This window comes from Candidatus Contendobacter odensis Run_B_J11 (assembly GCF_000531125.1).
GTDB classification, from domain to species: domain Bacteria; phylum Pseudomonadota; class Gammaproteobacteria; order Competibacterales; family Competibacteraceae; genus Contendibacter; species Contendibacter odensensis.
The window spans coordinates 13,583-26,113 of the sequence record NZ_CBTK010000071.1; the positions used below are offsets into that span (position 1 = coordinate 13,583).

A 12,531-nucleotide genomic window follows, 5' to 3' on the forward strand; every position below is an offset into this window, starting at 1 on the left:
CACTGACTCTATCCATGGTGATAGTGAGCAGCGGATGTAGATGGATACCGGCAAACGCCCTTCATTTTGATTCCAATTACCCAACGCGCCCTGTCAGCGGCACAGAAACGCATACCCTCGGTGATCTCCCGCCCTGAAGCCTGGCTGCGGATCGCGGTGGTAGCGGTCAACGCTGTCCTGGTGATTGCGCTGGCCCGTGCGCTTGCCGGCCTGACGCTGGCGTTCCTGGTCGGATCGTCGGTACCGACCGCAGCAGTGACTGCGCCAGTAGTGGAATCCTCCGCCAGCGCGGGCATCAACCCTACACCGACGGACTATACGGCTATCGTTGCCTGGCACCTGTTTGGTCGGTTGGAAGCAGGTCGTCCGGTGGAAGCGCCGCCTGCACCTCTGCCAGTGACGCCGCTCAATCTGCGCTTGGTGGGGGTATTTTTCATCGAGCGCGGTGGTGATCGGGCGTTGGCGTTGATCGCCGATGGCAGTGGGCCGGAGCGGGGCTATCGCATCGGTGAGCCGTTACCGGGCGGAGCGCGGTTGGAACGGGTGCAACGCGACCATGTAGTGGTGTCCCGCAATGGTCGGCAGGAAGTGCTTAATCTGCCCAAGCTCGGCGATCCCAACAGCACGCCGTCGCCCGCGTCGCTGCCCGTCCCCGATCAGGAATCCGGCCCGACATCTTCTGTCGAGCCGCGAGTGATTGATGCGAGCGCGATGGCACAGCGGTTACGCGGAGAGATGGCGACTCGACCCCAGGCGCTGGAAGATATCGCTTTCGCCAGTTCCTACGTGCAAAACGGTCAGTTTGTGGGCTTCCGCTTGCGACCGGGGCGCGATCAGCAATTGTTACGTCAGTTGGGATTAAACAGCGGCGATGTGATCACTGAAATCAATGGCAGCCGCCTCAACAATCCGATGCAGGGCTTCTCCATGTTGCAGGAAGTGATGAGCGCCGATCAGGTGAGCGTGCGCGTGCTGCGCAGCGGCGCTGAGATACCTTTGATCTTTTCCCTGAGCACTCCATTACCGAGATGAACGCCATGATTTTTCGACGACAAGCACTGCGCCGCCGCGCTTTGGGTGGGTTGTTGCTAAGTGCGATTCTGGCTGTTCCGGTGAACGCGGCACCGGTGACGCTGAATCTCAAGGATGCCGAGATCAACGCACTGGTGGAGAGCATGTCGGTACTGACCGGCAAGAATTTCATTGTCGATCCCCGAGTCAAGGGCCGAGTTACCATTATTTCCGCCAAGCCCATGGATGAGAAGGAACTCTATCAGGTGTTTTTAGCGGTGCTGGGCGTTCACGGCTTCGCGGCGGTGCCCAGTGGCAATGTGATCAAGATTGTGCCCGCCGCCGGAGCCAAGCAGGAGAGCATTCCCACGGTGGATCAGCGGGGCGGCGTCGAACCCGATCAGATCGTGACCCGGGTGATTCAGGTCCAAAATGTTTCAGCCGCCCAGATTGTACCGATCCTGCGTCCGCTGATTCCGCCGCAGGGTCATCTGGCCGCTTATACCCCGACTAATGTGCTGATCATTTCCGACAGCGCCGCCAATGTGGAACGCATCGCCAGCATCATCGCTAGAGTTGATTTGGCCAGTAATGAAGAAGTCGAGATTGTGGCCTTGCGTCATGCCTCGGCCACGGAGATCGTGCGGGTGCTGACTGCGCTGGAACAAGGCAAAGCCCGCAACGATCCGGCTGCCGCCGTAGGTACGCCGCCACGAATGGTGGCGGACGAGCGCACCAACAGCATCCTGCTGAGCGGCGACAAGGCATCGCGGTTGCGGCTGCGGGCGCTGGTGACTCATCTGGACACCCCACGGGACGGCGGTGGCAACACTCAAGTCGTCTATCTGCGCTATGCCAAGGCCAAGGATTTGATGACGGTGTTGCAGGGCGTCAGCAAAAGCCTGAGCGGCGAGGCCGGGCGCAGTGCGCCGCTGCCGGGGCAGGTTCCAGGCGCGGCACCCAGTAGCAGCAGCAGCAGCAGTCTGGTCGATATTCAGGCCGACGCGGCCACTAATTCCCTGGTAATCACGGCCCCGCCGGAAATGATTCGGTCGCTGCGGACCATCATTGCGCAACTGGATATTCGCCGTGCCCAGGTGCTGGTCGAAGCGGTGATCGCGGAAATTTCGGCCGAGAAGACCGCTGAATTGGGGGTGCAATGGGCAGTAGGCACCAGCAATGCCATAGGCTTCACCAACTTCGACGCCGGCACCTCCAGCCTGGCTAATATCATCGGGTTGGCGGCCCAAGCCGATCAAGGTGACTTAACCGCGATCTCGGCGGCGCGAATTCCGCAGGGGATCCAGATCGGTGTGGGCGATTTCACCGGCAATAATCGCTTTGGCGCGCTGATCAGCGCCTTGGCCAAGGATGCCGATACCAACGTGTTGTCCACCCCGACCGTGGTCACGCTGGACAACGAGGAGGCAGAAATCATCGTCGGCCAAAATGTACCCTTCGTCACCGGCTCCTACACTACCGCGACCAGTGGCAACAGTACCTCACAAGTTGGCAATCCGTTCCAGACCATCCAGCGCGAGGACATCGGCATCAAGCTCAAGGTCAAGCCGCAGATCAACGAAGGCAACGCGGTCAAACTGGAAATCAGCCAGGAAGTTTCCAATGTGGTGCCATCGGCCAATGCTTCCACCCAGGGACCAACCACCAATAAACGGGCGATTAAGACCAATGTACTGGTAGAAAATGGGCAGATTCTGGTGTTAGGTGGCTTGATTGACGACAAGCTCGACGAAAGCGCGCAAAAAGTGCCACTGCTGGGGGACTTGCCGCTGCTGGGTGGCCTGTTCCGCTACCGCAACACTACCAAGCTCAAGCGCAATCTGATGGTGTTCCTGCATCCGGTCATTCTGCGCGATGCCGGGCAGGGAACGCTGCACACCGATAGCAAATACAGCTATATCCGCGATCAACAACTGGCGGCGCGCACCCGCGAGGTTTCACTGCTGCCCAACGTGCAGTCGCCGGTGTTGAAGCCGGTGGAAGAGGTCAGGGCGCAAGGGACGATTCTCGATACGCAGCCAGCGGCTCCGCCGTCACCACCCCCGCCGCCACCCCCGCCGCTGGCTCCCGCAGAATCCGGCTTCGGCAACAAATGAGCGCCGAATCGGTGCTGGTCACGGCAGACCAGCGCGATCATCTGCTGCCACGTCACCTGCCCTATGCCTTCGCCAAGCGTCATGGGGTGCTGGTGCTGGAACAGACCGAGAGCGGCTTCAATGTTGCCTACCGCCCTGGGGTCAGCCCGCACAGTCTGATGGAATTGCGCCGCTATCTGAACGCGCCGTTACGTCCAACCCTGGTGCCCGCCGAGCGTTTTGAACGGCTGTTGCAGGATAGCTACGAGGGCGATAGCAACGGCGCGGCGCGGATGATGGAAGATCTGGGTGAAGAAATGGATTTGAATCAGGTCGCCTTGGCTCTGCCCGAACCGGAAGATTTACTGGAAAGCGCCGATGATGCGCCGATCATTCGGCTGATTAACGCCCTGCTGACTGAAGCGATCAAGGAGAACGCCTCGGATATTCATATTGAAACCTTCGAGAATCGGCTGCTGGTGCGGTTCCGGGTGGACGGGGTGTTGCGGGAAGCCTTGCAGCCGCCCCGGGCGTTGGGGCCGCTGCTGGTGTCGCGAGTCAAGGTGATGGCTCATCTCGACATCGCCGAAAAGCGGTTGCCACAGGATGGGCGGATTTCGTTGCGGGTCGCCGGGCGACCGGTGGATGTGCGGGTTTCGACCTTGCCAACCGGACACGGCGAGCGGGTGGTGCTGCGACTGCTGGACAAGCGCGAAGGCCGGCTGGATTTGCGCCATCTGGGCATGGAGTCGGAGGACGAAACCCGGCTGCTGAAACTGATCCATCGCCCGCATGGCATCCTGCTGGTCACCGGTCCCACCGGTTCCGGCAAGACCACGACGCTGTATGCGGGGCTGACTCAGCTTAACGACCGTAAGCGCAACATCATGACGGTGGAAGACCCGATTGAGTATTACCTGGATGGCATCAGCCAGACCCAGGTGAATACCAAGGTAGAAATGACCTTTGCTCGCGGCCTGCGCGCTATTCTGCGTCAGGACCCTGACGTGGTGATGGTTGGTGAAATCCGTGATCTGGAAACCGCTGAAATCGCGGTACAGGCGTCGCTGACCGGCCATCTGGTTCTCTCGACCCTGCACACCAACAGCGCGGTCGGTGCTATTACCCGCTTGCGTGACATGGGGGTAGAGCCATTTCTGCTGTCGTCCTCGTTAATTGGCGTACTGGCGCAACGGCTGGTGCGCAAACTTTGTCCCCACTGCAAGCACCCGCATCTCGCCAGCTTGGCGGATTGTGCAGTGCTGGGTATCGATCCGGCGACGCCGCCGACGTTGTATACGCCGGTCGGTTGCGAGCAGTGCAATCATTCCGGCTTCCGGGGCCGCACCGGCATTTTCGAGCTGGTCACGGTGGACGAGGCGATGCAAACCTTGGTTCACGAGGGCAAAGGCGAGCAGGAGATGGAACGTCATGCCCGGCGGTCCAGCCGCAGCATCCGCGATGACGGTCGCCGCCGGGTGCTGGCCGGCGATACTGCGCTGGCGGAACTGGTGCGGGTGACGCGGGAAGATTGAGGATTTTCTAGCAGAGATTGTTCTCTTTGCGAATGTGAAGACGCGGAAAATTTAATAGGGTTCAGTGTACCTGTTCGGTGTGAAACAAGTCTCTTTACAGGGTGTTTTCTAATCGTTAAGTGCAACTAAGAGAGTGAAAGTGAAGCCAGAACTGATGATAGAACACATCAAGGATGAAGCGGCAAAATTCGCTGAAATAGAAACTTCATACGATGAGCCAACCCTTTACGGTATAACCGACGGAAAAGCAGTCGGCACCTATCTTGAACACAAATTTATTCCTCCTGTAAATTTTCCTGTGATCGGAACTGTGGGACAGACAGATAAAATAAACATCACCTATTGAAATCAATGAGTTGGATTCAGTCAACACCCTAGCCTGACGCTACCAACCCTCGCCATCACAGGAAAATTTACAGGACCAATTTATTTCTTATCTGTCAGAAAATTACAGCTACCAACAAGGAAATTCTGCGTCTGGAATTGATATTCCAGGTCTTGAGATTGATATAAAAGTTACCAGCATTAAACAGCCACAATCTTCTTGTCCTTTCAAATCTGCATCTCAAAAAGTGTTTGGATTAGGATACCACTTGTTGATATTCGTATATGATAAGTTTGACGATCATGAGAAAAAGACGGGCAGATTGAATATGCAGCACACGATATTTGTTGAAAAAGAACGCACTGCCGATTTTCAGACCACTAAAGGTTTGTTAGAAATTTTGGAGAGAGAAGGTAATAAAGATGATGTTGTCGCATTTATAACCGAAAGAAATCTTCCTGTAGATGAAATTGGTGCTGATCAACTTGCTGAACGTATTCTGGAGTCTCCACTACTTCAAGGTTATTTAACAATTTCAAATGCTCTACAATGGAGGCTTCAATATGGTCGCGTTATTCAACAGGCAGGTGTCGTTACAGGCATCATAAGGGTTCGATAAATAATGGCGAAGAAATCGATTGATAAATGGCAGTTTGGTGATTTTCAAACCCCTGAAAATCTTGCTAAAGAAGTGATTGAAACGCTTAAGAGGAATCATGCTATCCAACCCGATGTAATCATCGAACCTAGCTGTGGAAAAGGTGCCTTTATCCGCGCCGCCGCCTGTGGTTTTAGTGGATCAAAAATCTTAGGATTTGATATTAACGATCAATATGTAGCTGAGGCTAACTCTTCGGTAAACGGATTTTTTAGCTCAAATGAAATTCAAATCAATCAGTCAGATTTTTTTGATACCAATTGGGAATATCTTATTAAGAATTTGCCAGGTTATATTCTGATTCTTGGTAACCCTCCTTGGGTAACAAGCAGTGAACTAGGTTTGCTCAACAGCAAAAATCTTCCTGCAAAATCTAACTTTCAGAATCGCCGGGGAATTGAAGCAATAACCGGATTGGGTAACTTTGATATTTCGGAGTGGATGTTGCTCAGATATGTTGATTGGCTATCAAATAGGCAGGGCATGATAGCCATATTATGTAAATACTCTGTTGCTAGGAAAGTAATGCGCCAAATTAGGCAGGGCCGCGTAACCCAATTTTCAGGCTATATATATCTTATTGATGCTAAAATTCATTTTGGCGCGTCGGTCGATGCATGTCTTTTTGTCCTAACTGTTGATATAAAACATTCAGGGTATGAAGTTTATGAACGGCTTGATTTAAAACAGGCTTCATACGTTATTGATGATAGAGATGGTTTTATTGTTAAAAATGTAGACGCCTACGAAAAGTGGAAACATCTAGTAGGACAAGATCCACACTATATCTGGCGGTCAGGAGCAAAGCACGATTGTTCAGATGTGATGGAGTTAGAACTGGTAGGTAACTACTTGCGAAACGGGCTTGGCGAACTTGTCGATTTGGAGAGCAATTATTTATATCCGCTGTTAAAAAGTTCTGATATTGGAAACAGGCGGGTTAAATTAAATCGAAGAATGGTTTTGATGACTCAAAAATCTGTGGGAGAAGATACAAGTTCTATCTCGGAAAATGCACCAAAAACGTGGCGGTATCTCTCTGAACACAGTAGTTACTTGGAAAAAAGAGCAAGTTCTATCTACAAAAATAAGCCACCCTTCTCAGTTTTTGGTGTTGGAGAATATACATTTACAGAATGGAAGATCGCTATTTCAGGGTTGTATAAGAAACTGAATTTTGTGGTTGTAGGCCCAATAAATGATCGTCCAGTAGTATTCGATGATACAGTTTATTTTTTGTCTTTTTATAGCGCAGAAGAAGCAGAGTTTATATATAAACTTGTCTCTTCAAAACCTGCATCTGAATTACTTGAATCAATGATTTTCTGGGATGAAAAGAGACCCATTACCTCCGAGATATTGAGGAGGTTATCATTCAAGGCTTTAGCCCAAGAGCTTGCTATTGAAGAACAGTATTTCCATTGGATTCAAGCAATATCGAAATCCAGTCAGGGCCAGTTAAAACTAAGAATAGCAGAACGCAATTTGGCGTATCTTGCACGGCAGAAGGATGACGTTAAAAAAGCGGGCTGCATTTGAAGTCTTTCCATCCTTTCCTACTCGATTTCCATCGCCATGCCTGCCTTTCAATACGCCGCACTTGATGATCGGGGTCGCCAGCGCAAGGGGCTGATTGAGGCGGATACGCCGCGCCTGGCCCGTCAAGCATTGCGCGAACGTGGCCTGAACCCGCTGGGGGTCGAAGAAGTCGCCAGCCAGGAGCGGCGGCGTGGCCGGCAGTGGTGGAGCGGACAGGTGCGGATCAGCGCCACCGACCTGGCGCTGATCACCCGGCAAATGGCGACCCTGGTTGGTTCCGGCCTGCCGCTGGAAGAGTCGTTGGGTGCAGTGGCGCGTCAGGCTGAGCGGGCGCGATTGAGCGGTCTGTTGCTGGCGGTGCGCACCCGGGTGCTGGAAGGCCACACCCTGGCCACCGCGCTGGGCGATTTTCCGCAAGTGTTCCCGGAACTGTACCGGGCGACGGTGGCCGCCGGCGAACAGTCCGGCCATCTGGAAGTGGTATTCGAGCGGCTGGCCGATTACACCGAGGCCCGCCAGCAAATGCGCCAAAAAGTCGGGCTGGCGCTGTTCTATCCCTTGCTGTTGACCACCGTTGCCGTCCTGATCGTCGCTGGCCTGCTGACCTATGTGGTGCCGCAAGTGGTTCAAGTCTTCAGCAGCCTCAACCAGCAATTGCCCGCCCTGACCCGTGGCCTGATCGCGGTCAGCGATTTTCTGCGTCAATCCGGTTGGCTGGTGCTGGCGGCGCTGGCAGCGGGCACCGCCAGTTGGGTGTACGCTCTGCGCCGGATCGGATTCCGGCGGCGGGTGCATCAAGTGTTACTGCTCATGCCGCTGCTGGCGCGCCTGATCCGCGGCGCCAATACCGCCCGCTTCGCCCGCACCTTCAGCATCCTGATGGCCAGTGGCGTGCCGGTACTGGAAGCGATGCGGATTTCCGCCCAGGTGCTGAGCAATCTGCCGATGCGGGAAGCGGTGGAGCAGGCGGCGCTGCGGGTCAAGGAAGGCGCCAGTCTGTACAAGGCGGTCAGCGCCAGTGGCTATTTTCCGCCGATGACGGTGCAACTGATTGCCAGTGGCGAGGCCAGTGGCCGGTTGGAGAACATGCTGGAACGGGCGGCGGTGCAGCAGGAGCGCGAGACCGAAACCCTGATCGCGGCGCTGCTGGGCATTTTTGAGCCGATGCTGATCCTGGTGATGGGCGGGGTGGTGCTGGTGATCGTGCTGGCGATCCTGCTGCCGATCTTCGATCTCAATCAACTGGTGCGCTGAGCCGCCGCTCGCAAGGCTATGTCGTCAAACAGGTAGGCGCGAGCGAAACCACCGACGAAGCGCACTCGCGCCGGCGTCAGCCGTAGCAGCAGAAAATCACCGAACTCGAAGCGCGGGGGCGAATCAGGCAAATGCTCCTGGTAGCGCCGTGAGGTTGCCCGGTAGTCCGCGCTGTCCTTGGCGATGATCTCGACCCGGCCATGAATCATCACCCGTGCCAGCGTTTGCGGATCTTCATCGTCCCGCTCTGGTTCGCTGATGGCCAATCCGGCGCGTGAGTCGGCCAGCAGGTTGCGGGTGTGCGCGGACAAGGTGCTGAGATGCAGCAGAAAACCGCTGAAATCGGCCTCCGGGACATAGGCGACCCAGGAGGCTTCCGGCCCATCGGGGCCGCGCGTGGCCAGCGCCGCCCAGCGCCGGCTGCGAATGAGGTCCACCATCAATTGCTGTTCCTGAATATTCATCGATCCTGTTCCTCAACACAGTCACGGGTTGAACGGCGCGCAGCTTATGGCACTGCCGCCCAGTCTACCACGCGCTGGTCCAGTCCCCGCTGGCGCAGTTCCCATAATGGCGATAGCTTCCGAAGCCGATGGATTGCCGCGCTCACCCTCTGAGCGGTGTATTCAATCTCCTCCGCCGTGGTGAAACGGCCCAGACTGAAGCGCACCGCACCACGCGCCCGAACTGCATCACAGCCCATCGCCCGTAGCACATGCGAAGGTTCGTTGCCGGCGGAGGTACAGGCGGAACCGGTAGAAACCGCGATCTCTGGAATCGCCGTAAGCAATGCTTCGGCGGCGATGCCGGTGAAACTGAGGTTGAGAATACCCGCCACGTTGTCGTCGGGATGGCCGTTCAATAGCACATCGCCCAATGCCGCCAAGGCGTACCAAAGCCGGTCGCGCAAGGCTCGGATTCGAGCTTGTTCAACCGCCATGTTCTCGCTCGCGATGCGGCAGGCTTTACCCATGGCAACGATCTGATGGGTGGGCAAGGTGCCAGCGCGTAAACCCCGCTCCTGACCGCCGCCGTACAGCAGTGGCTCCAACCGTACCCGGTGAGGACGCTGGCGGACATACAGTGCGCCGATCCCCTTGGGTCCATACAGTTTGTGGGCGCTCAGGCTCAGCAGATCCACCGGCAGCGTTTGCAGATCGAGCGGCAGTTTGCCCGCGCTCTGGGCGGCATCTACATGCAACAGGATGCCGCGCTGGCGGGTGATCTGGCCGATGGTGGCAATATCTTGCACCACACCGGTTTCGTTGTTGACGTGCATCAGCGATACCAGCACGGTATCTGGACGCAGCGCTGCTGCCACTCGATCCGGCGGAATCAGTCCATTCGGGTCCGGGTCCAGATAGGCGATGACGCAACCGTCCCGTTCCAGCCGCCGACACACATCCAGCACCGCTTTATGTTCGGTTTTGCTGGTGATCAGATGCCGGCCTTGGTGGGCGCAGATACGCAGAGCGCCTTGCAGAGCCAGGTTATTGGCTTCAGTGGCGCCAGAGGTCCAGATTATTTCGTGGGGATCAGCGTTCAGCAGGGTGGCAACCCGCACCCGGGCGGCTTCAACCGCCCGGGCTGCTGCTTGACCGAAAGGATGGGTAGCCGAGGAGGGATTGCCGAAAACTCCGCCCCGGCTCAGATGCTGGATCAGGAGATGCGCGACCTGGGGATCAACCGGCGTGGTCGCCGCATAATCCAGATAGATCGGCAAATCCATCGGGTAACGAGTGAGCCGTTCCGGCTGTGGTTACATCATGGCCGGTGCGATAAAGCGCTCGGAAGAGCGGTCGCGCCGCCGGCTGTTCTGATGGCGCACAATATCACCGGTTGTTGGGCGTTCGACGAACTGCGCCAGCGTGATCCCTTCCAGGAAGGAAAATATCTGCCGGCTGAGGTCAGTCCACAGCTCATGAGTCAAACAGCGCCGACCGTTTTGGCAGTTCTCATTGCCACAACAGCGGGTCGCATCCAGCCGTTCGTCGACCGCGCTGATGATGTCGGCAACCGTAACCTGATCCGGCGTGCGCGCCAACCGGTAACCACCGCCTGGCCCGCGTACCCCTTCCACCAGCGTGCGCTTGCGTAGTTTGGCGAACAACTGTTCCAGATAGGACAGTGAAATACCTTGGCACTGGGAAATCTCGGCCAGCGTCACTGGGCCATACTTGTCGTGAATCGCTAAATGCATCATCGCAGTGACCGCATAGCGGCCTTTCGTCGAAAGTTTCATTGTCAGTGACCCCGCTGAGTGGTGTATTGAAAAAAGGTAATTCCTGAGTATTAAGTAGGGAAACTATATTAACCTATTAGATTAGTCAACTAATTTTGGCGAACAATATCTGCATAATTTCGCGAATTTCCGGGGATATTCCGGCTGATCCGGCAGCTTACTCAGCGAAATAGTGGCCTTGCCGCAGACAGTAAGTGAGCCACTTATAGAGGAAGCGGTTGCTTCGCCAGCGGGCAAAGAGCGAGGCGCTATGGGTCGGATGGCAGCCGAAAAGGTCAGCGGCAAAGGTGGGCGGGTGGCGCGGCTGAGCTGCCAGCACCTCGGCCACTCGGGCATCATGATATACCCGAATCCGCAGATTCGGCTCGGCGATGACCGAACCATCGTCCTGGTCAAACTGGTAGCTCAGGAGCAGTTCGCTGGTATAGCGACAGCGATCAATAACTCGCAGGTGCAGATCCAGTCCGCCACAGATCCGTGATACGCGAGCAGTCTGTACTGAGGGCATGACAGGTAGTAGGCGACGCAGATTAATGTAGTTGCGTTCGTATAAGTCCATCAGTGCTGCAAAAGTACCGGGGGTATCGTGCTGGATCAGCCCGGTGTGGGAAGGGCGGATCAGAATCATTGCTGCGCGACGCTGGACGAGGACAGGGATTCCAGCCGCCAGCCTGCCGCATCGCAATACAGGACACTGCCTTGCTGATGCCAATCGCCCAATACCGCCCGTCGCGCCGGATGGCCGTCAAGGCTCCAGTTGTGAATGGCTGGCCGGTGGGTATGGCCGTGAATCAGGCGATGAACCCGGTGGGTGCGCATCACCCGATCAACCTCAGCTACGTTGACGTCGGTGATGTCAGCCGCTTTTTGCTGGAGAGCCTGCTGGCTGGTTTCCCGCAACTGGCCGGCCAGCGCCCGCCGTTGTTCCAGAGGCAAAGCCAGGGTTCGCGCCTGCCAGGCCGGGGTGCGGACTTGAGCGCGAAATGCCTGATATTCCATATCGTCAGTGCAGAGGGTATCGCCGTGCAGCAGCAGCACCCGCTCGCCCGCCAGTTCGATGGTTACGCTTTCCGGCAACAGTTGGACGCCGCTGGCGGCAGCGAACCGCTCGCCAATTAGGAAATCACGGTTACCATGCAAAAAATAGGTGGGAATGCCGTGGTCGGTAAGCGCCCGCAGGGCTTTCATGACGGTCCGACCCAATTCTGTATCGTCGTCATCGCCGATCCACGCCTCGAACAGATCGCCCAGGATGTACAAAGCCTTGGCTCGCCGCCCCCGCTGCTCCAGAAAATCCAGCAGTAAAGCGGTGATGGCGGGGCGAGCCGGATCGAGGTGCAGATCCGAGATGAACAAGGTGGTCATTGCTGCTTATTCACCCACAACTTCGACTTTTTCAATGATCACGTCAGCATCCGGCACGTCCTGATGACCGCGCCGGCTGGTGGTAGCGACGCCGGCGATGGCGTTGACTACATCCATGCCCTCGACCACTCGGCCAAATACGCAATAGCCCCAACCCTGGCTGTTCGGCGCTTTGTGATCGAGAAAGTCATTGTCCTTGAGGTTGATAAAAAACTGCGAGCTGGCCGAGTGAGGTTCGGAGGTGCGTGCCATAGCGACCGTGCCGGTCTGGTTTTTTAGCCCATTTTCAGCCTCGTTGCGAATGGCGGCGCGAGTTGTTTTCGGGTTCATCCCCGCTTCGAGACCACCGCCCTGAATCATAAAGCTGGGGATCACCCGATGAAACAAGGTGCCCTCATAAAACCCCTCCTTGGCGTACTGGAGAAAGTTGGCGGCGGTAGCCGGGGCGTGGTCAACGTCAAGTTCAATCCCGATAACGCCTAGATTGGTATGCAGATGGATCATGA

At 56.3% G+C, this 12,531-nt stretch carries 11 protein-coding genes and 1 pseudogene; 6 read left to right on the forward strand and 6 right to left on the reverse strand.

What is annotated here, in order from left to right; all coding sequences use genetic code 11:
- Positions 1 to 66 precede the first annotated feature (66 nt).
- The 6 genes and pseudogenes from BN874_RS06110 to gspF all read left to right on the forward strand — a co-directional run bounded on the left by BN874_RS06110 (position 67) and on the right by gspF (position 8,418).
- Positions 67 to 1,032 carry a type II secretion system protein N gene (locus BN874_RS06110; protein WP_034431529.1) on the forward strand — a complete coding sequence of 322 codons (966 nt, stop codon included), beginning with the start codon at positions 67 to 69 and terminating at the stop codon, positions 1,030 to 1,032.
- Positions 1,033 to 1,037: 5 nt separating this feature from the next.
- A complete protein-coding gene (gene gspD / locus BN874_RS06115; protein ID WP_081756186.1) occupies positions 1,038 to 3,128 on the forward strand; it encodes a type II secretion system secretin GspD in 2,091 nt (696 codons plus the stop codon).
- Positions 3,125 to 4,642 (forward strand): type II secretion system ATPase GspE, encoded by a 1,518-nt coding sequence (gene gspE / locus BN874_RS06120; protein WP_034431530.1) that lies wholly within the window; start codon positions 3,125 to 3,127, stop codon positions 4,640 to 4,642. The genes gspD and gspE overlap by 4 nt, the downstream gene beginning before the upstream one ends.
- A gap of 154 nt (positions 4,643 to 4,796) precedes the next feature.
- Positions 4,797 to 5,586 (forward strand): annotated as a pseudogene (locus BN874_RS06130) (restriction endonuclease).
- Positions 5,587 to 5,589: 3 nt separating this feature from the next.
- A complete protein-coding gene (locus tag BN874_RS06135; RefSeq protein ID WP_081756184.1) occupies positions 5,590 to 7,164 on the forward strand; it encodes an SAM-dependent methyltransferase in 1,575 nt (524 codons plus the stop codon).
- A gap of 36 nt (positions 7,165 to 7,200) precedes the next feature.
- Positions 7,201 to 8,418 carry a type II secretion system inner membrane protein GspF gene (gene gspF, locus BN874_RS06140; protein ID WP_034431533.1) on the forward strand — a complete coding sequence of 406 codons (1,218 nt, stop codon included), beginning with the start codon at positions 7,201 to 7,203 and terminating at the stop codon, positions 8,416 to 8,418.
- Here gspF and BN874_RS06145 read toward each other — a convergent pair.
- From BN874_RS06145 to BN874_RS06170, 6 genes are all read right to left on the reverse strand, one after another.
- Positions 8,403 to 8,882 (reverse strand): pyridoxamine 5'-phosphate oxidase family protein, encoded by a 480-nt coding sequence (locus BN874_RS06145; RefSeq protein ID WP_051497489.1) that lies wholly within the window; start codon positions 8,880 to 8,882, stop codon positions 8,403 to 8,405. The two genes, gspF and BN874_RS06145, sit on opposite strands and share 16 nt — an antisense overlap.
- A 44-nt stretch (positions 8,883 to 8,926) precedes the next feature.
- Positions 8,927 to 10,147: an IscS subfamily cysteine desulfurase gene (locus tag BN874_RS06150; protein ID WP_034431534.1), complete on the reverse strand. Its 1,221-nt coding sequence runs from the start codon at positions 10,145 to 10,147 to the stop codon at positions 8,927 to 8,929.
- Positions 10,148 to 10,177: 30 nt separating this feature from the next.
- Positions 10,178 to 10,660 (reverse strand): Rrf2 family transcriptional regulator, encoded by a 483-nt coding sequence (locus BN874_RS06155; protein WP_034431535.1) that lies wholly within the window; start codon positions 10,658 to 10,660, stop codon positions 10,178 to 10,180.
- A 157-nt stretch (positions 10,661 to 10,817) separates the two neighbouring features.
- Positions 10,818 to 11,288, reverse strand: a complete 471-nt coding sequence (locus BN874_RS06160; protein ID WP_034431536.1) for a DUF1249 domain-containing protein — start codon at positions 11,286 to 11,288, stop codon at positions 10,818 to 10,820.
- Positions 11,285 to 12,025 carry a UDP-2,3-diacylglucosamine diphosphatase gene (gene lpxH, locus BN874_RS06165; RefSeq protein WP_034431537.1) on the reverse strand — a complete coding sequence of 247 codons (741 nt, stop codon included), beginning with the start codon at positions 12,023 to 12,025 and terminating at the stop codon, positions 11,285 to 11,287. The genes BN874_RS06160 and lpxH overlap by 4 nt, the downstream gene beginning before the upstream one ends.
- Before the next feature lie 6 nt (positions 12,026 to 12,031).
- Positions 12,032 to 12,529, reverse strand: coding sequence for a peptidylprolyl isomerase (locus tag BN874_RS06170; protein WP_034431538.1), 498 nt, complete (start codon positions 12,527 to 12,529; stop codon positions 12,032 to 12,034).
- Between the last annotated feature and the right edge of the window lie 2 nt (positions 12,530 to 12,531).

Bases quoted from the DNA above. Each gene is read 5' to 3' on its own strand.
- gspD (WP_081756186.1), top strand. From the start codon at position 1,038: ATGATTTTTCGACGACAAGCACTGCGCCGCCGCGCTTTGGGTGGGTTG.
- gspE (WP_034431530.1), top strand. From the start codon at position 3,125: ATGAGCGCCGAATCGGTGCTGGTCACGGCAGACCAGCGCGATCATCTG.
- BN874_RS06135 (WP_081756184.1), top strand. From the start codon at position 5,590: ATGGCGAAGAAATCGATTGATAAATGGCAGTTTGGTGATTTTCAAACC.
- gspF (WP_034431533.1), top strand. From the start codon at position 7,201: ATGCCTGCCTTTCAATACGCCGCACTTGATGATCGGGGTCGCCAGCGC.
- BN874_RS06145 (WP_051497489.1), bottom strand. From the start codon at position 8,882: ATGAATATTCAGGAACAGCAATTGATGGTGGACCTCATTCGCAGCCGG.
- BN874_RS06150 (WP_034431534.1), bottom strand. From the start codon at position 10,147: ATGGATTTGCCGATCTATCTGGATTATGCGGCGACCACGCCGGTTGAT.
- BN874_RS06155 (WP_034431535.1), bottom strand. From the start codon at position 10,660: ATGAAACTTTCGACGAAAGGCCGCTATGCGGTCACTGCGATGATGCAT.
- BN874_RS06160 (WP_034431536.1), bottom strand. From the start codon at position 11,288: ATGATTCTGATCCGCCCTTCCCACACCGGGCTGATCCAGCACGATACC.
- lpxH (WP_034431537.1), bottom strand. From the start codon at position 12,025: ATGACCACCTTGTTCATCTCGGATCTGCACCTCGATCCGGCTCGCCCC.
- BN874_RS06170 (WP_034431538.1), bottom strand. From the start codon at position 12,529: ATGATCCATCTGCATACCAATCTAGGCGTTATCGGGATTGAACTTGAC.